18 protein-coding genes and 1 pseudogene are annotated in these 20,783 nt (G+C 54.3%); 3 read left to right on the forward strand and 16 right to left on the reverse strand.

The genetic code is table 11. The annotated features are described in order from the left end of the window. Positions 1–22 precede the first annotated feature (22 nt). The 15 genes and pseudogenes from LEPIL_RS10280 to typA all read right to left on the reverse strand — a co-directional run bounded on the left by LEPIL_RS10280 (position 23) and on the right by typA (position 14,213). Complete coding sequence (locus LEPIL_RS10280; RefSeq protein ID WP_002772391.1) at positions 23–817, reverse strand: segregation and condensation protein A; 795 nt, start codon at positions 815–817, stop codon at positions 23–25. 15 nt (positions 818–832) lie between these two features. Further along, a complete protein-coding gene (locus LEPIL_RS10285; RefSeq protein ID WP_002772392.1) occupies positions 833–1,192 on the reverse strand; it encodes a response regulator in 360 nt (119 codons plus the stop codon). Between the two features lie 135 nt (positions 1,193–1,327). Further along, positions 1,328–2,356 (reverse strand): chemotaxis-specific protein-glutamate methyltransferase CheB, encoded by a 1,029-nt coding sequence (cheB, locus tag LEPIL_RS10290; protein WP_002772393.1) that lies wholly within the window; start codon positions 2,354–2,356, stop codon positions 1,328–1,330. Continuing rightward, positions 2,353–5,493 carry a chemotaxis protein CheW gene (locus LEPIL_RS10295; RefSeq protein WP_002772394.1) on the reverse strand — a complete coding sequence of 1,047 codons (3,141 nt, stop codon included), beginning with the start codon at positions 5,491–5,493 and terminating at the stop codon, positions 2,353–2,355. Before LEPIL_RS10295 ends, cheB begins: the two co-directional genes overlap by 4 nt. After that, on the reverse strand, positions 5,490–6,017 hold the full coding sequence (locus tag LEPIL_RS22005) for a chemotaxis protein CheW (RefSeq protein WP_002772396.1): 528 nt from the start codon (positions 6,015–6,017) through the stop codon (positions 5,490–5,492). The genes LEPIL_RS10295 and LEPIL_RS22005 overlap by 4 nt, the downstream gene beginning before the upstream one ends. A 5-nt stretch (positions 6,018–6,022) precedes the next feature. Beyond that, entirely contained in the window at positions 6,023–6,640 is a 618-nt protein-coding gene (locus LEPIL_RS10305) for a 5-formyltetrahydrofolate cyclo-ligase (protein WP_143464802.1), read from the reverse strand. Positions 6,641–6,848: 208 nt separating this feature from the next. Then, positions 6,849–7,184, reverse strand: a complete 336-nt coding sequence (locus LEPIL_RS10310) for a cell division protein ZapA (protein WP_002772400.1) — start codon at positions 7,182–7,184, stop codon at positions 6,849–6,851. Continuing rightward, a complete protein-coding gene (locus tag LEPIL_RS10315; protein WP_002772401.1) occupies positions 7,181–8,095 on the reverse strand; it encodes a cell division protein ZapB in 915 nt (304 codons plus the stop codon). The genes LEPIL_RS10310 and LEPIL_RS10315 overlap by 4 nt, the downstream gene beginning before the upstream one ends. A 160-nt stretch (positions 8,096–8,255) precedes the next feature. Next, entirely contained in the window at positions 8,256–8,603 is a 348-nt protein-coding gene (rplT, locus tag LEPIL_RS10320) for a 50S ribosomal protein L20 (RefSeq protein WP_002772402.1), read from the reverse strand. A gap of 18 nt (positions 8,604–8,621) precedes the next feature. Then, positions 8,622–8,819, reverse strand: coding sequence for a 50S ribosomal protein L35 (gene rpmI / locus LEPIL_RS10325; RefSeq protein WP_002772405.1), 198 nt, complete (start codon positions 8,817–8,819; stop codon positions 8,622–8,624). A 183-nt stretch (positions 8,820–9,002) separates the two neighbouring features. Next, positions 9,003–9,533: pseudogene (gene infC / locus LEPIL_RS10330) on the reverse strand (translation initiation factor IF-3); the annotation flags it as partial. A gap of 174 nt (positions 9,534–9,707) precedes the next feature. Continuing rightward, complete coding sequence (gene glyA / locus LEPIL_RS10335) at positions 9,708–10,964, reverse strand: serine hydroxymethyltransferase (RefSeq protein WP_002772407.1); 1,257 nt, start codon at positions 10,962–10,964, stop codon at positions 9,708–9,710. Positions 10,965–11,055: 91 nt separating this feature from the next. After that, on the reverse strand, positions 11,056–11,898 hold the full coding sequence (locus LEPIL_RS10340; protein ID WP_002772409.1) for a lipoate--protein ligase family protein: 843 nt from the start codon (positions 11,896–11,898) through the stop codon (positions 11,056–11,058). Further along, positions 11,895–12,383, reverse strand: a complete 489-nt coding sequence (locus tag LEPIL_RS10345) for an ATP-binding protein (protein ID WP_002772410.1) — start codon at positions 12,381–12,383, stop codon at positions 11,895–11,897. Before LEPIL_RS10345 ends, LEPIL_RS10340 begins: the two co-directional genes overlap by 4 nt. Before the next feature lie 9 nt (positions 12,384–12,392). Continuing rightward, positions 12,393–14,213, reverse strand: a complete 1,821-nt coding sequence (gene typA / locus LEPIL_RS10350; protein ID WP_040918640.1) for a translational GTPase TypA — start codon at positions 14,211–14,213, stop codon at positions 12,393–12,395. Between the two features lie 270 nt (positions 14,214–14,483). Here typA and LEPIL_RS10355 point away from each other — a divergent pair, with 270 nt between their 5' ends. The 3 genes from LEPIL_RS10355 to LEPIL_RS10365 are packed head-to-tail and all read left to right on the forward strand — an operon-like array spanning position 14,484 to position 20,340. Continuing rightward, complete coding sequence (locus LEPIL_RS10355; protein ID WP_002772415.1) at positions 14,484–17,072, forward strand: adenylate/guanylate cyclase domain-containing protein; 2,589 nt, start codon at positions 14,484–14,486, stop codon at positions 17,070–17,072. After that, positions 17,053–19,104 carry a FecR domain-containing protein gene (locus LEPIL_RS10360; RefSeq protein ID WP_002772416.1) on the forward strand — a complete coding sequence of 684 codons (2,052 nt, stop codon included), beginning with the start codon at positions 17,053–17,055 and terminating at the stop codon, positions 19,102–19,104. The genes LEPIL_RS10355 and LEPIL_RS10360 overlap by 20 nt, the downstream gene beginning before the upstream one ends. Positions 19,105–19,107: 3 nt before the next feature. After that, positions 19,108–20,340 carry a hypothetical protein gene (locus tag LEPIL_RS10365; protein WP_002772417.1) on the forward strand — a complete coding sequence of 411 codons (1,233 nt, stop codon included), beginning with the start codon at positions 19,108–19,110 and terminating at the stop codon, positions 20,338–20,340. Between the two features lie 22 nt (positions 20,341–20,362). Here the strand turns inward: LEPIL_RS10365 and LEPIL_RS10370 are convergent, their stop codons facing one another. Next, positions 20,363–20,770, reverse strand: coding sequence for a hypothetical protein (locus tag LEPIL_RS10370; RefSeq protein ID WP_002772418.1), 408 nt, complete (start codon positions 20,768–20,770; stop codon positions 20,363–20,365). Positions 20,771–20,783 lie beyond the last annotated feature (13 nt).

Here is a 20,783-nt window from a genome sequence, read left to right on the forward strand (position 1 = left end):
ATGCATGCCAGCCGGATTCTGGTTAGCTGACGACGGCCGAGCGACGAAAGATACGAATCTCAGAGAAGGTTTCGTTCTGAACGACGACAAGCTCTCTCAAACGCGCCAGCTCCAGAATCGCAAGCACGGTGACGACGATAAGCATCCGGCTGACGGCAAGATTCTCGAAGAGATCGAAGAAATCGAATCCGTCGGCTCCGGCAAGAAGCTCTCGAATGCGGGCCATGCGATCCTCGACGGCCATCTCTTCGCCAACGATTTCCATGAAGGCTTCGGGCTCGTTCGCTTTCTCGATTCGTCGCATCAGTTTCAGGTAGGCCTCGACAAGATCTACGACGTCAAGGATCTGCTCTTCGGCCGGCGCCGGAGCGGCTTCTGTTACCGGCGGTCTTGTCAGCATGAAGGCGGTCAGGTCTTCCATCTCGCGAAAGGCCTCGGCCGCAAGCTGGAAGCGGCGATATTCGAGCAGCTGCTCGATCAGCTCAGGCGGCAGACGCGATTCGTTTTCGGGCTCTTCGAAGCCGGGATCGGGCAGAAGCGCCCTGCTTTTGTAATAAACAAGGCGTGACGCCATCAGTGCAAAAGAAGAGGCAAGCTCCATGCGTAGGGACCTGGCCCGGTCTATAAAGCCAAGAAAATCCTCGGTGATGCGATGAATGGAGATATCAAAGATGTCGATGCGATAGGATTCAATGAGCTGCCAGAGCACGTACAGCGGGCCTTCTTCCTCGCCGGAAGGGCCCACCCAGCGTACGATAAACTCTTCATCGGTGACGTCGTCGGACGTAAGCTGTCCTTCTGAATTCGTTTCTTCCACGACAGCTGTGCGCGATCAGGACAGGGCTTTTTGAGCGGCCTGCTGCAGTCTTTCCGGTGGGAACGGTTTCACGACGAAATCTTTCACACCCATTTTGATAGCTCGAGCCAGCAGATCTTCCTGCCCGAGAGCCGTTACCATGATAATACGCGCATTCGGATCTTTTTTGAGGATCTCAGAGGCGGCTTCGAGACCGTCTTTTTCGCGCATGGTGATGTCCATGGTTACGAGATCAGGTTTCAACGAATCATACATCGTGACCGCCTGATTGCCGTTCTCCGCCTCGCCCACAATCACATGGCCCTGGGACGAAAGGGCGTCTTTGACCAGCGTTCTCATGAATTTTGCATCGTCCACTACGAGGATTCTTGCCATACGATCTCCAGTTAACCCTTAGTTTCTCTTTTTTTCTGACGCCCAGGTCAAGTAATAACCGGCGCTCTTATTCCTTGCAACTAAAAAAACACCATTCGATACCGGGATCAGAAAAACAACCGTCATTCCTTCCTGCTACCGCAACTCCAATAAATAATCGGCAATTCCACTGTCAGAAAGAACCCGGTCCACCACACCTTCTTCAATTGCGCGACGATTCATACCAAAAATGATGCTGGTCGCCTCATCCTGCGCAAGCACGTGGCCGCCGGCCGTATGCAAATCACGCAGGCCGTCCACTCCGTCGCGTCCCATTCCGGTCATGATGATGCCGAGGATCCTGCCGCCGAGGGCTTTCTGGGCGCTCCGGACGGTGAAGTCAATCGACGGGCGATGGGCATGAATCGGCGGACTTTCGTCGAGATCGACAATCAGGGTCTTGCCGTTCTTCTTTACGGCAAGATGCATTCCGCCTCGGGCAACAACGGCCTGCCCTGCATGAAGCTCGCGTCCCGGCTCGGCTTCAAACACGTCGACTCCTGAGACCGACGAAAGTCTTGAAGCAAAGGCGGCGGTAAACACGGGCGGCATATGCTGAACGACGCAGATCGGCAAAGGAAAGCCTGCAGGTAGCCTGCGAAAGATGCGGTGAAGGCACTGAGGTCCGCCCGTCGAGCTTCCGATGAGAACAAGGTCAAAATCCTGCAATCGACGCTCCGGACCGATCGGCCGCTTCTCAACGATAGAAACGGTAGCAGTCTGTCGACTTGCGATGAGTTCAGAGATTTTCTGCTTTAAGAGGGCCTGAAGCTGGTCGACCATGAAGCCCATATGGGCCGAAGGCTTCGGCACAAAGTCCAGGGCACCGAGTTCGAGGGCGCGAAACGTCGTATCGGCGCCTTCTCGCGTCAGAACGGAAAGCATGAGAACGGGCGTTTCGAGCCGTCGGGCCCTCCTTTCTTCCAGAACGCGAATGCCGTCAAGGACGGGCATCTCGACGTCAAGGATGGCCAGATCGGGCTTCAGGCTCTCCATCATTTCGAGGCCTTCGCGACCGTTCACCGCCTCGCCGATTACCGATACTCCGGGTAGCTCTTCGGCTATGTCCCGGACAATCCGTCGCGATAAGGCGGAGTCGTCTATCAGGAGTATACGGAAACTCATCGAATTCGCTTCACAAGATCCATCAGCTCCGGACGGTTCGGCAACATAAACATGCGGCCGAGAAGCTCTGTGTCCTCTCTGAGAAAATCTGTACTGATATAGATGAACCGCGAATCTCTGTCGGGATTTTCTTTCGCATCGATATAGCTCAGAAGATCTGACGCCTTACCGTGAACGAAGTGCGGCACGGTAGGTGTGATCGCCAGGCTCGTACGGTTCGCCATCTCGTTGAGAAGGCTTGATCCGACGATGTTAGTGAGTTCAGACAGAACGGACTGCACGTCTTCAATATTCATGGATCGCTTGTTGCGATCCTGCACCGAGATCCCCATCAGCTCGCCGGCAGCGTTATAGCCCGTCTCTTCGTCGAAGACGAGCATGAGCAAGGCATAGAAGTCTCCCTCCGTTTCGAGGAAAACGCCGATCAGATCGGTATCAGGCAGATAGCTCTGCAGATCGCCGTAGTGAATCGTCTGAAACTCAGGAACCGTAACCTCGACGGTAACTCCGAGTAGCTGAGAAAGCACAAGACCGCCGTTGATCATACCCGTATTGATCACCGAGTACAGCCGGTTATAGTCCGCTTCTTCAAGATCCTCCGCCGGAGCGACGGACGGAGAAAAGATACGCAAGCCCTGATCCATGCGTTCTTCTTTCTCATGATGAAAAGATTCGATGGACTTCTGCACCTGCTCATCGCTGATCACATCGGGCGCCGCTTCAAGGCGGGTCAATACGGTGGAGCTTTCATCTCTCTGCGCGCGAGCATCCTGAACTACAGGCTCGGCGGGCTCGGGGCGGGCCGTATAGGCGACGCTCTCCTGAGCGCTCTGCGACTTTTGCTGATCGATGCCGGTCTCTGGCGTCGTCGGTAAGGCCGGTACAGTGGAAGGCGTCACTTCGGGAGTAACGACCGGCGCCTCCAGGACGGAACCTGGATGAGGGTCATTTTTCGGAGCCTGGTCTCGACGACGCAGTTTGCGTCCCGACCAGGCAAGCTCCTTCACGCGATCGTTATAGCGACGGATCGCATTGAGCACAAGCTCGGGCTGCGATATCTCGCCGACGGCATGTGTTCGATTTGCGATCTCCATGAGGCTATGCACGTCGAGTACCATGACGATAGAACCGTCACCCATGAGACATGCGCCGATCAGTCCGTCAACACGACGGTAGTTCTGTTCGAGAGATTTGATGACGATCTCTTTCTTGCCGATCATCTGATCGACGATGTAGCCGATCTTACGATCTGAAACGCTGGCGATAACGACGGGAAACTCTTCGTCTTCTTCGCCGTCCGGATTGCCCATCAGTTGACCGAGGCGAAAAACCGGAACGATCTCGTTGCGCAGATTGATAATGCTTTTTCCCTGAAGTCGCGTGATCTCGGATTTCGTAATGCGGATCGTTTCGACGACATCGGAAAGCGGAAAGGCATAATCCTCGTCTTTAATGCGTACAAGGATGGCCGAGATGATGGCCAGCGTCAGCGGGAAGGTGAGAATGAAGGCGCTGCCCTGCCCGGGCGTATTCTGGATCTGCACGGTCCCTTTGAATTCGCCGACCATCTTACGCACGACATTCATACCGACGCCGCGTCCGCTGAGATTGCTAACCTGAACGGCCGTCGAGAAGCCCGGCAGAAAGATCATGCTGTAAATCTCGTCGTCAGAAGGCGAAGAGCCGGCTGCGATCAGCCCTTGCTGTATCGCCTTTTCAAGGATCTTCTGCCTGTTGAGGCCGCGACCGTCGTCCCGGATCTCTACATAAATACTGTTCCCGCTCTGATAGGCCTTCAGAGTCACATGGCCGATGGCGTCTTTCCCGGCGCGGACTCGCTCCTCTTTCGACTCAATACCGTGATCGAGCGCATTGCGGATCAGATGCAGCAGAGGATCGTTCAGGGCGTCGATGATATTCTTATCGAGTTCCGTATCTTCCCCTTCGATATGAAGCTCCACGTCTTTGCCGAGCGAAAGGGCAAGGTCGCGGATGGGACGGTTAAACCTCTGGAATACGATGCCGATCGGAATCATGCGAGTTTTCATGATTCCCGTCTGCAAATCACGAGCGATACGTCCGGCCTGATCGATGCGGGATTTCAGCTCGCCTAACAGTGTCGACTCGCCGAACTCGCCGAGCAGATCTTCGTATATCTTGAGAAGACCTGAGTTCGTAATCACGAGTTCGCCGACGTTATTCAGAAGATAGTCGATTTTCTCAGATGATACTTTGATGTTACGGGTTTTAAGATGCGTATCCTGCATGCCGACGTCGATCTTGCGATCGACGGCCATCTGCGCCGTCGGATGCTGCTGATCACCGTTCACCTCAAGTTCGGTCAGATGTACCTCTTCCACCATGTCCACCTGACACGTTTTGAAAAGGTTCTCCTTCTTCTCGTCTCCGAAATAAATAAAAAGAAGATGGTTAACGCTCGCTCCTTCTTCGAGAGCCTTCGCCGAAGGCTCTGACAGATAGACGGTGCCGATTCGGGCCAGCTTGTTCAGTAACAGAAGAAAGCGCATGTTCTTCATCGGCGCGTCTTCGTCGATGGAAACGTAGCCGTGATAGATGGGCTTTTTGCCGGCTGAGCGAGCCAGTTCCGTCTGCTGCTCAGATGTCAGCTGGATGCTGCGGATGGGGGCCTCTTTCACCGACTCCTGTTCATGAAGAATGTTCGCCGTCCCGGTCGCCTTTGAGTCCCCGGCGCTCTCGGTCGCACCGGTCTGAGTCGGCTGGACGCTTTTCTCGGCTCCCTGAAACTGCTCGATCTGCGAGATCAAGTCGGAGTAGGCGTCGTCGGGCATATTGCCGGCCTGGATGACGGCCACGGCTTGCTTGATACGGTCCAGGCTTGCGAATAGAAGGTTAACCAGATCGGTATTTACGCTGATCGACCCCTCGCGTACTTTCTGGAACAGGTCTTCCATCTTATGAGCAAGTCGCGAAAGGGCGTCAAGACCGACGAAGGCGGCCGAAGACTTCAGCGTATGAGCCGATCGAAAGATTTCATTGATGATTTCTGGATCGGAACGGTCTTTTTCGAGAAGAAGCAGGTTGGTGTTAAGATTCTCTATATGCTCGGCCGCTTCATCGAGGAAGAGTTCTGTATATCGTTCTTTGTTGCCGCTCATACTTCACCGCCTTCTTCGAGCAGGTTCGCTTCAGATTCGGCCACACGATCTTTAAAAAGCAGGGCAAGATTGAAGATGAGGAATATGAAGTCCGACGTGCGCCCCACTCCGCTCAGATACTCCTGAGAGAAGCCGCGCAGCTCGGCCCCTTCGATGCTCGATTCCTTGAGCGAAACAACCTCGACGACGGCATCGACCAACAATCCCATGCTTTTATCGTTCACCGAGCAGACGACGATGCGACTTGTCGGATGCAGCTCAGCGTATTCATGTCGCAGCGTTTTCAGTACGTCGAGAACGGGAATGATGTTACCGCGAAGATTAATGACGCCAAGCACCTCTTCTTCGACGTTCGGAAGTCTTGTTACCGGCAGCGGCTTCAGGATTTCATGGATTTTCAGAAGATCGACGCCGTAAAGGCCGCTCCCGCAACGGAAAACGAGGAATTGCACCTCGGCTTCGGCAACGACAGCCTCGGTTTCATCGTCGTTCCAGGAAATGGCATTGAGAGAGTTCTCGGGCATGATCGTTATTCCACCGTTCCAGTATCGGTCACGAGCTCATCCAGTTTTACATCATGTGATTGTTCTGGGAAGTGAATTTCTATCAATTCGACGGGCATTGCAGAGACTTTCCGGCATTTTTTCGCCTGTGCATGCTCGGCGAAGTAGCGATCGAAAAAACCGCCTCCGCGGCCCAGCCGAAAACGATGACGATTGCAGGCCAGCGACGGAACAAACATCAAATCTCCGGCATCGGGTACGGCGATGTGCGTTCCCTGCGGCTCAGGAATTTGAAAACGTCCGGGCCGGAGCGGCACGATGATATGCCCCTCGCGATAGGCGACAAAATCCATCGAACTGTCGCGAATTACAGGTAGAAAGAGATCGCATGATAAGGCACTCATAACGGAAAGCAGATCGATTTCGTCGCCGATAGGGGCCGTCAGAAAGACGCGTCCGGAGGCGCTTCTCTCTTGAAGAAATCGTCTGACAAACCCGCCGGCCTGGTCGGCGAGATTCCTGCGACGATGCATGTCCAGCTCTGCCCAGATTCTACCGGCGAAAAGCCGGGCCGCTTCTTTGGTGATTGGTTCCGCGCTCGCATCGCCAGACATGCGCTTTGAGGCGCTCAATTCATCGCTCACTTGACATTCTCTGTTTTCTCTGTAATATGGACCGGGGTTCTGCCTCGCTCGTGCTGCTTTTTCCGGACCGTAAAGAATTCCAGAGGGATCTCGCGTTCGGGCGATGATATCACGCTTTTCGAAGTAGATAGATTCGTTCGATAGAGAACCCACCTATGTAATAGGTCCCCGGGAATTTCAAATAACGGCGAAGGCGGTTCCCCGCTTCTCAGAAGCCGTCTCCGACCATGCCTTCGTCGAGCAGGTCGATGAGGTAGCGAGTTTTCTGAACGATCAAAGCCTGATCGGGAGCCGATGGATCTGAATCGTCGCGCTGCCCGGCTCTTGCCTGCATCAATTCATCGGCGAGATTTAAAGCCACAAGTGTCGCCAGCTTTGCGCGTGTCAGCGACGGAGCCTGTGTAGCCAGATCACGCATGCGCTCGTCGACAAGGCGAGCCAACCCGGCAATATACTCCGGATCGGCCCCGTCTCCGCGAACGGTGCAGGTCTCTCCGTAGATATCGACCCGCACCCGCGAAACCGTGTCGCTTCCCGAGGTCATGTGTTGCGAGTATCCTCTTCTACGATCAGGAAGTCGTCGTCATCATCCATATCGAAGATGCCGATATCGTCATCGTCATCGAGCAGGATGTCGTCTTCAAGGGCCAGCGAGCCCTCTTCTTCGGGCGGCGGAGTGAAATCGGCAGTGGACACTGCCGGCGTTGAAGGAGCGACAGCTACTGCAGCAGGCGCTTCTTCGATGATTTCGATCTCATCTTCGTCGGCGAAGATGACGTCATCGTCTTCATCATCGAGGATGATGATATCTTCATCTTCTCCCGCATCAACAGAGGGCTGTGCCCTTTCATAATCGGCCTGCCGTGTAAAACCATGCTCTTCTGAAGCAGTCGATTCGTTGATAACTGACTCGGGTACAGGCGGAACGGGCGTTGCTCTCTGAAGAGGCAGATCTTCATCTTCGAGCAGAACGATCGATTCGTCATCGCCGGACTGAATCACAGGGGCCGGTTCATCATCTTCAATGGTGATCAGGTCGTCTTCTTCGGGAATAGCGGCCGGGGTGGCCACCGGTGCAGAGGTCGCTGCCGGCGCTGCAAAAGAGGCAACCGGCGCCGGCTCAGAGCGAGGAGTGGCTGGAGCGGAATAGGACGAAGTACCCGGGCGGCCTTCCACATCAGAAAGCCGCGAAAGCATCTCGGTGATGCGTTTCTCAAGCACGGCTTCTTTCTGTTTGAGGTCGTTCAACTCGGCGCCGGTGCGATCCAGCTGATCCTTCAGCGATTGCACGGTTTTTTCTTTTTCATCAAGGGCAAGCTTCAGCTCGTCATGCTCGCTCCGCAGTCGCTCATTTTCCGTTTCCAGACGTGAGTTCTCAGAGCGGAGATCGCCGATCAGCTCAAGAGCTCTGACAATCCGGCCCTCAAGTTCATCGAGTTGTTCGAGAGTAATCATTGCAGCTCCTTCAAAAATTCCCGAAAAGGGAGGAGAGGTTTTCAATACTTTAACGGCAGGTCATCCAGAAACAAGCAGATTTTTTCGTAATGGGATTCAAACGGATCTGGAAAACAAAAAAGGGGCCCGAAAGCCCCTCTTCGCATCGAGCTGATGAATCTCAGCCTTTTTTTGCCGTTTCAACAACCGCTGCAAAAGCGGCCGGATCAACGTAGGCGAGGTCTGCAAGCATCTTACGATTCAACTGCACGCCTGTTTTCGCAAGCATGTTGACGAATCGAGAGTAGGAAAGCCCGTGCGGCCGCACTGCGGCATTGATGCGCAGGATCCACAGGCTTCGCATTTCTCGCTTCTTCTGACGACGACCTACGAAGCCGTTATGACCCGCATGAAGCAGAGCTGCTTTCGCAATTCTGTACAGGCGGTGCCGTGCTCCGCGGAAGCCTTTCGTTGCTTTCAGGACGCGATTGCGTCGATTTCGATGTACGATTCCGTTCTTCGTTCTCATGGTCTGCCTGTTACACTATCAGGAATATGGAAGCAGCCGCTTCACTTCGGCCAGATTCGTTTCATGAATCATGCCGCCCTGCGCCAGTCGTCGCAGTCGTTTCGGGCTCTTCTTTGTCAGAATGTGGTTCTTGAAGGCACCTGCCTTCTTCACCTTTCCGGTTGCCGTTACTCGGAACCGTTTTGCTGCCGAGCGCTTTGTTTTAATCTTGGGCATGGTTCTATTCCGATAGATCTCAATGGTAAAGGATCAGTCCAGATTCTGAACAGGCGCTGCCGGATCAACCGCTTTTTTATCGTTTTGCGCAGCTGGAGCCTTTTCCGGTCCCGCTTTTTCTGCCTTTTCATACTTTTCAGCCGGCTTATCAGATTTCTCGGGCTTCTTTTTTGCGGCAGCAGCCGGAGCGACTACACAGACGATCTGACGACCGTCCATACGCGGAGGAGATTCCGGCGAGGCCAGGCCCTCAACGTCTTTCAGGAAGCGATGCACCAGCGCCATACCGATCTCGGGGTGAGCGATCTCACGACCACGAAAGCGAAGAGATACCTTCACCTTATCGCCCTCTTCGAGGAATTCTACGGCACGCTTGCGTTTGATCTCGTAGTCGTGATCGCCGATCTTCGGCTTGAACTTGATTTCTTTGATCTCGACGACGTGCTGATTCTTCGCCTGAAGTTTTTTCTTCTTCTGCTGATCAAAACGCCATTTTCCAAAATCGATGATTTTGCATACCGGCGGATCCTGACCTGCTGAGACCTCGACGAGATCAAGTCCGGAATCCTCGGCAAGCCGGATGGCCTCCCTTGTGTCCATTAAATCGACGCCTTTCCCGTCGATGACCACGCGCACCTTCGGCGTCGTTATCTGCCTGTTGATACGCGGGAGTTTTTCTATCTCCCTGCGAGGGGGTTGAAACCTTTTTGCCATCCAGCCTCCTTAGCTGCACCGTTTTCTCAGGTCGGCTTTGCCGACATTCACGGACCTTACATAAAAATTAACATTGTTCCCGGACGTGCAAGCATAATTCGCTTACGGACAGCGCTCGTGGCCGATCCCGTTTTTGCAAATGTCAGCCGCTGCATCCTGGCGAAATCTCTACTATCAGTCGAGGCGAAACCTCTCCATAGGGAAGGCCTGACACAGTTCCTGCACGCCTGCCGCTACTTTTTTGATATTAGCCTCATCTGTCGGAGCCTCAAGCAGATCGCAGATCAGGTTGCCCACACGACGGAATTCCTCGACGCCGAGGCCGCGGGTCGTCAGTGCCGGTGAACCAAAGCGTACGCCGCTTGCCACAGCCGGCGGATTCGGATCAAAGGGGATGGTGTTCTTATTTGCCGTAATACCCGTATGATGCAGCGCATCTGCAGCCACCGCTCCGGTCAGACCGCGAGAAAAAACGTTCAATAGTACAAGGTGATTATCCGTTCCGCCGCTGACGACGGCGAATCCACGTGAAAGGAAGGTTTCGGCGAGGGCCTTTGCGTTGGCCTTCACTCTGAGTATGTATTCTTTATACTCGGGTTTAAGAGCCTCGCCGAACGCGACAGCCTTCGCTGCAATGACGTGCATCAGCGGTCCGCCCTGGATTCCCGGAAAAACCCTGCTGTTCAATGTTTTGCCGAGATCGAGATCGTTGGTAAGGATCAGGCCGCCTCGCGGTCCGCGCAGCGTCTTATGCGTCGTCGTCGTCACATAATGAGCGACGCCGACCGGCGTCGGATGCTCTCCCACGGCGACAAGACCGGCAATATGTGCGATATCGGCCATGAGAACGGCGCCGACTTCATCGGCGATCTCACGAAAACGATCGAACTCAAGAACGCGGGGATATGCCGAGAAACCGGCGATGATCATCTTCGGCTTATGTTCTTTTGCCAGCTTGCGAAGCGCGTCGTAGTCGATGCGATGATCGGATTCACGCACACCGTATGAGACGGGCCTGTACAGTCGCCCTGAGAAGTTCACCTTTGAGCCGTGCGTCAGGTGTCCTCCGTGTGAGAGGTCCATTCCAAGGAAGGTATCACCGGGTTCGAGGGCGGCGAGGAAAACGGCGGCATTGGCCTGCGCTCCGGAATGGGGCTGGACGTTCGCATACGAGGCGCCGAAGATCTGCTTCGCACGATCAATAGCAAGCGTCTCGACGGCATCGGCCTGCTCGCATCCGTTGTAGTAGCGCTTTTCTGGATAACCCTCGGCGTATTTGTTCGTCAGCGTCGAAGAATAGGCCTCAAGAACGCTGCGGCTGACGAAGTTCTCAGAGGCGATCATCTCGAGCGAATGCTCCTGTCTTTCATCCTCTTTTACGAGCACGTCGTAAACGGCCGGATCGGTATCTTTCAAAAAACGCTTTAACATCTGCTTCTCCTGTTTCCGTAAATATGATTGCACAAGCTATCCCGCAAAAAAGGCCTGTTCGTTTCTTTGCGGAATAGTCCTCATTCGATAATCATGCCTGCCCTGCTCCGGCCATAGCGGGATGCCCTTCAAGGATCCAGTCAGGCGAAGAGTACATGGTACGCGTTTTCTGTCGCGCTCTACGAATAATTTCATGCCGGATCGGCTCCGGGCAGAGCGTCGATTCTGTTCCCGTGTAAGACTTGAAGTGCGAAAGCAGCGAATTGTAGAAGCCCGAAAGATCGAACGTATCGGGAAGATGCATGAGGAATTCATCATGCGATCGGTTCTTTCTGTACTCGGGCTCGGCGGGCGGATGATTGAGAAACCGCGAAATAAACGAGATGATATCCTTCTGCACAAGCAGCGTGCCATGATGGACGATCATGCCGTATTTACGGAATTGCGCGTTTCCCGAGATCTTCTTCTGCAAGCCATGCGGATCCATAACGATATCGGACAGTCCGCGTACTCCGCACTCGATGCCCTGGGCCTCCAGGCTTCGCGTCACCATGCCGAGGAAGACCTCGTATGAATGCCGCACAGCATACAGGTCGGGATGATGCTCGACGGGCAGGAAGAAGCTGAAGTTCACGTTACCCGGACCGTGCAGCACCGTTCCGCCACCCGATACGCGGCGGGCGATCATCGGATGCCGCCTCCAGGTTCGTGGATCCATCGTCGGGCGGAACTGTTCGAGAAACTCGGGGCTGATGTTCTTGCGAGCATCACATGTTCGGCCGAGCACGATCGTATACGAATTCGACCAGAATCTGATAAAACCGCGCATGCCGAGGTTCCGATACTTTGCGCCGCAGTATTCGGCGACGGCATCTTCGATGGCAAGCGATAGATAGGGATTGCGAATCTTCAGATCGGGAAGTTCAAAGATCATGATTGGAACCTCTTTTTGACGACGAGCAACGTTCCGCGACTGCGATCGAAATAATGATAATCCGACAACGAGGTAATCAGGTAGAGGCCCAGACCATCCTGCCTGTACTCGCTCAAATCCTTCCCGGTCAGTTTATCATTTTTTACGGGAGCAAAGTCGCGAAAACGCATTTCAACAAACGTACGGAAGAATAGCAGATCGATGAATATCGCCCCGTCGGGTCGACCGCCGTAGGCATGCTTCATGATATTGGTCAGGGCCTCGCCGGCGATCAGCTTCATATCAAAGGCATCGGAACGCGAACAGCCATGCTGCAGGCAGAGTCTGTAGACGAAATCTCTGACCGGATGAAGGTGCGACGGCAAAGACGGGATTTGCATTCGAATACGATCGGAGCTCTCCTTCGTCGGCACATAACCCGTGCCCTCAAGAAGAGGATCGAGCCCGGAGCTCTCTTCGGCGATGTCAAATCCTGTCTGCGTCATTCCCTCGGTTTAAAGAGCTGCGGCCTTCGCCATCTTCTTTCGTTCGTTCGGATCGAGGAACTTCTTACGAATGCGAAGGCTTTTCGGCGTGATCTCCACCAGCTCGTCGTCATCAATGAATTCAATACACTGTTCGAGCGTTAGCTGACGCGGAGGAACAAGACGGACAGCCTCGTCCGAGCCGCTTGCGCGCACGTTCGTGAGCTTCTTTTCTTTGCACGGATTCACTTCAAGATCGTTCTCTCGCGAGCATTCGCCGAGAACCATGCCTTTGTAGACCTGAATACCGGGAGGCACAAAAAGAACGCCGCGTTCCTGGATCGCCCAAAGCGCATACGGCACGGCCACACCCTGCTCCATAGAGATCAGGGCGCCGTTCTTACGTCCCTGAATCGGACCGGCATAGAGATCATATTTTAAGAATACCGATGTTACGGCGGCGCTGCCGCGGCTTTCCGTAATAAGGAAGCTGCGAAAGCCGATCAAGCCACGCGTAGGAATGACGTATTCGATACGCGTCGTTCCGTGAACGGACGTTTCCATGGCGACCATCTCGCCTTTACGACGATTCAGTTCCTGAATGATCGTACCGCTGAATTCTTCGGGAAGGTCGATGATGAGCTGCTCATACGGTTCGGTGCGGCGTCCCTGCTCATCCTTCTTCAAGATCACTTCGGGGCGCGACACCTGAAGCTCGTAGCCTTCACGACGCATCGTTTCGACGAGTACAGAAAGATGAAGATCTCCGCGTCCCTGCACCTGAAATCGGTCCTTGCGCTCCGGATCTTCAAGCACGCGCATGGCGACGTTCGTCAGCGTTTCGCGAAACAGACGATCGCGAATCTGGCGTGTCGTTACGAATTTGCCCTCTTTACCGGCAAAAGGCGAATCGTTAACAAGGAAGAACATTGAAACGGTCGGTTCATCGACGCGAATCGGAGCACGCATCTCGACGTTCCCCTCGGCGCCAATCGTATCGCCGATGGCCAGTTCTTCAAGACCGGTGATGCCAACGATATCGCCGGCTACGGCCTCCTGCAGCTCAATGCGATCCATCCCCTCAAAACCGAGGATTTTGGTAATCTTGCCTTTCTTTGTTCCACCCTCGCCGGCGCACTCCACGGCCTGGTTCTTACGAATCGTGCCCCGGAAAATGCGTCCGATACCGACGCGCCCCATGTAGTCGTCATAGTCGAGGTTCATTACCTGCATCTGCAAGGCGCCGTCGGCGTTGCCCGAAGCGACGGGAACATGTTTTACAATGACGTCGATCAGCGGCAGCAGATCCTTATCCTCTTTGCCGGCCCGTGCCAGCTCCGTCGATGCGAAGCCGGACTTTGCCGAACAGTACACGATGGGGAAGTCCATCTGCTCGGGCGTGGCACCCAGCTCGTCAAAGAGATCGAAAACCTTATCGATCACCTTATCGGGAGCGGCAAAATCACGGTCGATTTTATTGATAACAAGAATGGGGCGATGTCCCATGCGCAGGGATTTATCGAGCACAAAACGGGTTTGCGGCATCGGCCCTTCGACGGCGTCGACCAGCAACAGACAGCAGTCCGCCATGCCGAGCACTCGCTCCACCTCGCCGCCGAAATCGGCGTGGCCCGGTGTGTCGATGATGTTAATTTTATTCCCCTGGTAAAAAACCGAGGCATTTTTGGCCCGGATCGTAATCCCTCGTTCTCGTTCGAGGTCCATACTGTCCATGACCCGTTCGCGATCTTCTTTCTGGTTGATCTGCCCTGTGGCCTTGAGGATTCCGTCAACGAGGGTGGTTTTGCCGTGGTCGACGTGAGCGATAATAGCAATATTCCGGATGTCCATACTTTTCTTCAGAGTCACGTTTTCCAGAGTGCCTCTGCCAGCAAGTCTGAAAAAAAAACGGAGCCTCGGTGTTCTCTCATTAACAGGCGGGCGATTGAAGCCGATTTAGAAAGGAGCTGTTCCGGAAGCCATCCAGGGTTTTTGCGATAGTATTTCGTGATATTCTCTTTTCTGTCAGATGTAGCATAAGAATATGATCATTTGGAAGGAAGAAACGTCATAATAATAGGCTGTCTGAGTCGTCGTCGGCTCTGACGAATCGAGGGAAGAATGATCGGGAATCAGAGATATCAATTTCAATGGGCACTTGACGACTCTTTGAATACGCTGATCCGGCACCGGGGCGATGCCGAACTGTCGAGGGCCGTACGGGAGTGGAAACTTCTGGGGATTGAGCTCGTCCTGCTGGTCGATTCCGGTCAGGGGATGGCGCTGGAATTTCTGGCGAGAGATATCCTTTTACAGAGCATGTCCGTGCATCTCATGCGCCTTGAAGAGCTTTTTGCTCGAGGAGCGCTTTCCCGCTTCCGGGATGAACGTACCCTGCTTCTGCATGCAGAATCGAATGAAGGGTTGCAAAAGGCCCTACACCTTGATCCCGTGCTTGACGAGCCTCCGATTGTCCTCAAGCCCATAATCACCGACGAGCCCGTGCAGCGACGGGTAGCACCCCACGAAAAGGCTCCCCGTGAAACGCCTCCCGAAGAAAAATCCGCCACTTCCGAGAAGAAGGAAGGCGGATCGGTAGTCCCCTTTCCATCGCGCCCGCCAGCTCAAAAAACTCCGGAATCGCATAGTGAACCGGAGCATACAGAGAAGCCGACCCTTTCGCCTCCTCCAACCGTTCCACACGCAGAAGTTTCTAAAACAGAGAAGCCGACCCTTTCGCCTCCTCCAACCGTTCCGCAGGCAGAAGTTTCTAAAACAGAGAAACCACCGAAAAAGCCCGAAGTCGCTGCACCGGCTCCACCACCCGCTCCTTCCATAGCGACACGGCAAGCGACACCGATCGCCCGGAGCGAGATCAAGGTATCGCGCTGGAATATCAAGGTTAAGACCATCGCCCTTCTCTCGGCTCTGATTGTTTCGGCGTTAAGCGCAATGATCTTCTGGGCCAGCATGGAATTCAGTAACGACGTAGCTCGTGACATCGAAGCCAATGCAACGCAGTTGAACGAGGTCGTCGGGCAGAAGGTACAGGTCATTCTTGAGCAGACCCGATACAGTGCTAACCTCATCGCAGCGAAGGCAGCCGAATCCGATGCACTGAGTTCCGAAGCCTTCCAGGGGAACCAGGATATCTTCGCGATCATCACGACGGAGCCGGTCGCCGATACACTTTCCGTTTCATCGACTCTTCTTAATAAAGAGCAGATGGATCTCAACGGCCTGATTGAGGACGATCTCACTCGTATTACCTCGCTCTATGGTTCATCGCTGGTAGCGGCTAAGACGGGAGCAACAACCGTCATGAACGCTTCGACCGGATTCCGCATGCCGCTCATCGTCATGTCTTTTCCGTCACGAGCTGAAGCCGGCAAGATTCTCGTCGTGGTTGCCGACGCTCGCCGTATCGGCGAGTCCTTTCTCGGCACCGACGCATCGTTAACCTTCATGGTCGATCGCAACGGAAGCATCGTAGCGCATCCCGATCCGACTGTGGTGCTCGGCGGAATGAGCGTGGCCAACCTGCCCGTTTTTCAAGAGATGATGAAAAGCACGCTTGATAAGGCGATGATCCGCTACGAATATGAGGGCAAATGGTACAGAGGAGCCTACAAGAAGCTGCCTCTTGCGGGGCTGGGTGTAATCTACACGATTGAAGAAGCGAAGGCCTTTGCTCGCGTCGAAGAAATCCGTAACCGAAACCTCTACGTTCTCGGCATCGTACTATCTCTGGCTATACTTGTCGGCTATTTCTTTGCACGAAGCCTGGCCCTACCACTGCGTGAGCTTGTTGGAGCCACACAGCGCGTTGAGAACGAAGACTACTCCGTCGCCGTAGAGCCACGAAGTGGCGACGAGGTTGGTGTTCTTGCCGCCTCGTTTAACAAGATGGTGAACGGTCTCGCTGAACGCGAGCGTATGAAAGACGCCTTCGGTCGTTTTGTTAACAAAGAGGTGGCTGAGCGAGCCATGCGCGGCGAGATCAAGCTGGGCGGTGAGAAGAAAGAATGTGCAGTCTTCTTCTCTGACCTTCGCGGATTCACAGCCATGTCAGAAAAGCTACAGCCCGAGGAAGTAGTCGAATATCTGAATCGTTACTTCACTCTCATGGTCGATTGTGTTGATAAAAGCCATGGCGTCGTGGATAAATTCATCGGCGACGCCGTCATGGCCACCTGGGGATCGGTGATCAGTCACGGTAACGATACGGCGAACGCAGTCGACGGAGCCCTGATGATGCGAAAGGCCCTGATGGAGTTCAACGTGTACAACGCCGAGCACGGCCTTCCGATCGCCAAATTCGGTTGCGGTATCAATACGGGGGCGGTTATTTCGGGTCAGATCGGCTCTGAGAAGAAACTTGAGTTCACCGTCATCGGCGACGCCGTAAACCTCGCCTCGCGTATCGAATCGCTTAACAAACCATTTGCGACCGACATCCTCATCTCGCAGGATGCCTATGATAGAGTCGCCGATTCATTCGACGTCGTAAAGATGCCCGCTATTAAAGTGAAAGGAAAATCGGAGCCGCAAACGATCTACTGCGTCCTCGGTAGAAAGGATGATCCCGATCGACCGAAGAACCTCGACGAATTGCGCAAAAGAGCCGGCATCGACTGGGGAACGAAGGGCGAGCTCGGTGCCGTGATGGAAGAGGATAAAGAAGAGAAGTATGAGATTATCCAGGAGTGACATCACCTTTACGGCGGTTGCGCTGCTTGTTGCCGCGTTGCTTTCGATGTTGCTGTACCTTGATCTCAACCGCACGCTTGATGCCGGTGATCGTCAACCTATAGGCAAGATCGTCTTTAAGGAACGGGTCGCTCAGAGGCGGCTTGATCGCGAACCCGTCTGGGAAAACCTTCGCACCGAGACCCCTGTATATAACCGCGATACAATTCGTACAGAAAATCTATCTGAAGCTGAAATCGTATTAAACGACGGAAGCCGTATCGCTCTCGAAGAAAACACGTTGATTGTATTGAATTTTGCAAATAACGAGGCCCTTCTGGATTTCTCATATGGAGGCATTCGCGCCGCCTCCGGCGATGGTGCCGATCTGAAAGTGCGTTCCGGCGACACCGAAGTGAATCTTGCCGATGCCGAGGCTCGCCTGTCCTCCGACAGTCCCGACTCTCTGCAGCTTGAGGTCAAGAAAGGTAAAGCCGGTCTACAGCGTGACGGGCAATCAAACGAAATCTCAGAGAATGAAGTGGCCTCGCTGGATGGCAGCGAAATCAAAACACGCCTCGCTTCTGCAGCGCTTGTCGAACCGGCAGACGGGGAGCGAAGAATTATCGAAAGCGATAAAAGCCGCGTTCTCTTTCGATGGACCGCCGCTAAGCCCTCAAAGTTTGAGCTTTCGCGAACGCGCGACTTTCGCGCCGTAGTCATGAGTCAGCCAGCTGTGGGCTCAATCGACCTTTCCCTTTCTTCGGGAGTTTATTTCTGGAGAGTCGTTCCGGCAGACGAACAGCCAACTCCACCGCGCAGCCTGTCCCTTTTACAAAAGCGTGGCGTCGTATTGCATTCTCCTCAGAACGGACGCAGCCTTCCTGTTCGCGGAACAGAGGCTACGGTACAATTCTCATGGTCGCAGCTCGATCTTGCCAGTTCCTATCAGATCATCGTCTCGCGTGATGCAGCCGGTAACGATGTCGTTCGTCAGGAAACGGCACAAACCACTCTGCTCACAATGCCTCTTCCACCGGGTAACTACTTCTGGCGTGTAAAGCCGGTGAGCTCGGTCGCAGACGCGGTTTCGCCATCGGCTGTAAATTCGTTTGAAGTGAAGCGCCTCGAAAAAATGCCTCCTCCTGTTCCCGTGGCTCCGGCCGGGGCTACACTTCTACAACGCGTCGTCGCCGAGAAAGGCATGGTTTTCGCCTATAAATCAACCATTCAGGGAGAGCGTTATACAGTTCAGATTTCATCCGATGCAAAATTCGGCCAGCCTGTTGTCAGCGAATCGACAACGACAGGATCTCTGCTTCTCAAGCGAAATCTACCGGAAGGCACGTACTACTGGAGAGTGCTGACCGAAGATGGAGATCCGTCGGGCGTCTTGAATTTTTCGATACGCAGCCAGACAGAAGTCACTTCGATCTTTCCTGTCGCCGATCGCTCCGTCGTCCTTGAACGCGACGAAGCCGTCGCAGTGCGCTGGCAGGGATCGGCCGGCATCCCGGGCGGATACCGCCTGGTTATCTCGGCAAACGCCGATCTCAAAGATCCTGTTGTCGACCAGCCTTCCGCCTCTGAAGGCAGTCAGGTAAAGCTTGGACCGGGCCAGTATTTTTGGAAGGTTATACAGACGGGATCGTCAGGAGAGGCGCTTGGTGAAAGCCGCATCGAACGCTTCACCGTTGCCGTTCGACCGCCGAAGGTGATGCCCGTGTATCCGCTGGCTCAGGCACCTGTTGATATGACACAGCAGGAAAACATACTTTTCCGATGGCAGCCCGTCGCCGGAGCAACGGCCTATCGTTTCAGGCTGTATAGAGAACCTGGCCGCAAGCAGGTATTCGAACAGTTCACGCCCGTCAATCAGCTCCTGTATACCCGCCTTGATCTTCTGGATACGGGCCTTTTCACCTGGTCGGTAACGGCTCGCACAAAAGGAACGGATGCCGAGAGCGAAGAGACGGTCGTTCCATTCCGTATCAGCCTGGATCAGGGGCAGAAACCGGAATTCATCAGTCCTGATACGATCTTTGTGAAGTGAGATATGAAAGATAAACTCAAAACATCAGCAGATCGTAAGGCGAAGATCGCCGGCACCGACCGATTCCATTTCGCTGCCGCCCGTCACAAAGCTCTACCGGGGCTCTGTACTCTCTATGGATTCACTCTTTTCGCAGTTTTGCCGCTGCTTCTAAGCGGTGCAGGCATCTCGCTTCAGGCTCAACCGACTGAAAAGCAGAGCACAAACGAAAAAACCGAAGAGAAGCAGACGACGGTGGACGCACCCGCCGAAGGCGAGAATATTTCTATTGATGTGGAATGGAATAAAGTTACCGGAGCTGAGAAGTATCGTCTGGAAATTCGCACACCGGCCGGCAAACTCGTCGCCGAAAAAGAAACGACCGACACAAAGGCCACCATCGTTCTGCCGCCCGGAGAATACGAAAAGCGCCTCGGCCTCATCAACAAGTTCAACAAGCTGTATCTCTGGACGGATTGGAATCCGCTTCGCATCATTCGCGTGCTGCAACCGGGCATGGAGCTGGCCGCGCCGGTCGGCCCCATCCCCCGCGACGGTGGACGCCGCACCATACGCTTGAAGACCGAAGGTGAAATGCCGCAGACGCGTTACTATCTCGTCGATTCACAGGGAAAAGAACGTTCCGTAAAAACCGTTCGAAACGGCGATGAGGTATCGATCGATATCGATCCCGATTCTATGCCTCCCGGAGAATATGACCTCGTTATGGAAAACCCCGAAGGCAAGCGTGACGTAAAGAAAGACATCGTCGTAATCGACCGATCACCGACCGAGAAAGCCGAAATGCGACGCAATAACTTGCGTTATGCGATGCTGATTCCCGGTATTCCGCAGCGCGATAGAGGACAGAAGCTGAAAGGAAACGCTCTCATGGTATCGTTCTTCGGCTCGCTGGCCTTTACCGCCTATTCGTATCAGAAGGCGACATCGGCCTACAATCGCCTGCAATCCGATCCCGTATATGGTCTTTTCAAAGACTCTACGACGACGGCGGCGCTGAGCAATCAGCTGTCATCGAATCAGGCGGTGTATCTTGCCGCCCTCGCCGGCTATGATCGCTGGCAGGCCGATACGTCGACCTATAACCGGTATCGAGTCTATTATTATGCCGGGGCCGCTCTGACGGCGGGACTATACGCCTACCACCTCGTCGACGTCTACCGCTTCGATATCGGCATGACGCGCACGGCATCGGGCGAGCCGGCGATCAGCACCGGCCTTACCTGGAATTTCTAACAGGCTGCTGAAAAGCAGCCTGCTAAAACTGTGTGCGGCGGGAGGGCTGACGTTCAAGAACATCGGCCCGGGCGCTCAGATCTTCGCCGAGAAGCAGGCGGACGCTCACCGATCGTCCCTCGATGATATCGCCTTCGAGCACGTCGATTTTCACCTGACCGGCCTGCACGTTGCCTTTCATCACCTGAACGTGCACACCGCGGCTTTTCTCGCCGCGGATGTCGCCTTTCAAATAAACGACCGATACGTTCTTGCAATTGATCAGATCGCCTTCGACGTAATCAAAGTTCAGATTGCTTCTGGAGATGAGATCTCCTCGATGCACTCGAGGAGATTCGCCTTCGGACTGTTTGCATGCTGCAAACGTAGCGCTCATCGTAAACGCGATCGCTGCCAGCAGCATCAGCCGCACTGTAGTTTTCTTCTGCATGGTTTCAGCGCTA

The sequence above is a fragment of the Leptonema illini DSM 21528 genome (genome assembly GCF_000243335.1).
In the GTDB taxonomy this organism is placed as follows: domain Bacteria; phylum Spirochaetota; class Leptospiria; order Leptospirales; family Leptonemataceae; genus Leptonema; species Leptonema illini.

Excerpts from the sequence above, each read along its gene's own strand:
- LEPIL_RS10285 (WP_002772392.1), bottom strand. The coding sequence starts at position 1,192 with ATGGCAAGAATCCTCGTAGTGGACGATGCAAAATTCATGAGAACGCTG.
- cheB (WP_002772393.1), bottom strand. The coding sequence starts at position 2,356 with ATGAGTTTCCGTATACTCCTGATAGACGACTCCGCCTTATCGCGACGG.
- LEPIL_RS10295 (WP_002772394.1), bottom strand. The coding sequence starts at position 5,493 with ATGAGCGGCAACAAAGAACGATATACAGAACTCTTCCTCGATGAAGCG.
- LEPIL_RS22005 (WP_002772396.1), bottom strand. The coding sequence starts at position 6,017 with ATGCCCGAGAACTCTCTCAATGCCATTTCCTGGAACGACGATGAAACC.
- LEPIL_RS10310 (WP_002772400.1), bottom strand. The coding sequence starts at position 7,184 with ATGACCTCGGGAAGCGACACGGTTTCGCGGGTGCGGGTCGATATCTAC.
- LEPIL_RS10315 (WP_002772401.1), bottom strand. The coding sequence starts at position 8,095 with ATGATTACTCTCGAACAACTCGATGAACTTGAGGGCCGGATTGTCAGA.
- rplT (WP_002772402.1), bottom strand. The coding sequence starts at position 8,603 with ATGAGAACGAAGAACGGAATCGTACATCGAAATCGACGCAATCGCGTC.
- rpmI (WP_002772405.1), bottom strand. The coding sequence starts at position 8,819 with ATGCCCAAGATTAAAACAAAGCGCTCGGCAGCAAAACGGTTCCGAGTA.
- glyA (WP_002772407.1), bottom strand. The coding sequence starts at position 10,964 with ATGTTAAAGCGTTTTTTGAAAGATACCGATCCGGCCGTTTACGACGTG.
- LEPIL_RS10340 (WP_002772409.1), bottom strand. The coding sequence starts at position 11,898 with ATGATCTTTGAACTTCCCGATCTGAAGATTCGCAATCCCTATCTATCG.
- LEPIL_RS10345 (WP_002772410.1), bottom strand. The coding sequence starts at position 12,383 with ATGACGCAGACAGGATTTGACATCGCCGAAGAGAGCTCCGGGCTCGAT.
- typA (WP_040918640.1), bottom strand. The coding sequence starts at position 14,213 with ATGGACATCCGGAATATTGCTATTATCGCTCACGTCGACCACGGCAAA.
- LEPIL_RS10355 (WP_002772415.1), top strand. The coding sequence starts at position 14,484 with ATGATCGGGAATCAGAGATATCAATTTCAATGGGCACTTGACGACTCT.
- LEPIL_RS10360 (WP_002772416.1), top strand. The coding sequence starts at position 17,053 with ATGAGATTATCCAGGAGTGACATCACCTTTACGGCGGTTGCGCTGCTT.
- LEPIL_RS10365 (WP_002772417.1), top strand. The coding sequence starts at position 19,108 with ATGAAAGATAAACTCAAAACATCAGCAGATCGTAAGGCGAAGATCGCC.
- LEPIL_RS10370 (WP_002772418.1), bottom strand. The coding sequence starts at position 20,770 with ATGCAGAAGAAAACTACAGTGCGGCTGATGCTGCTGGCAGCGATCGCG.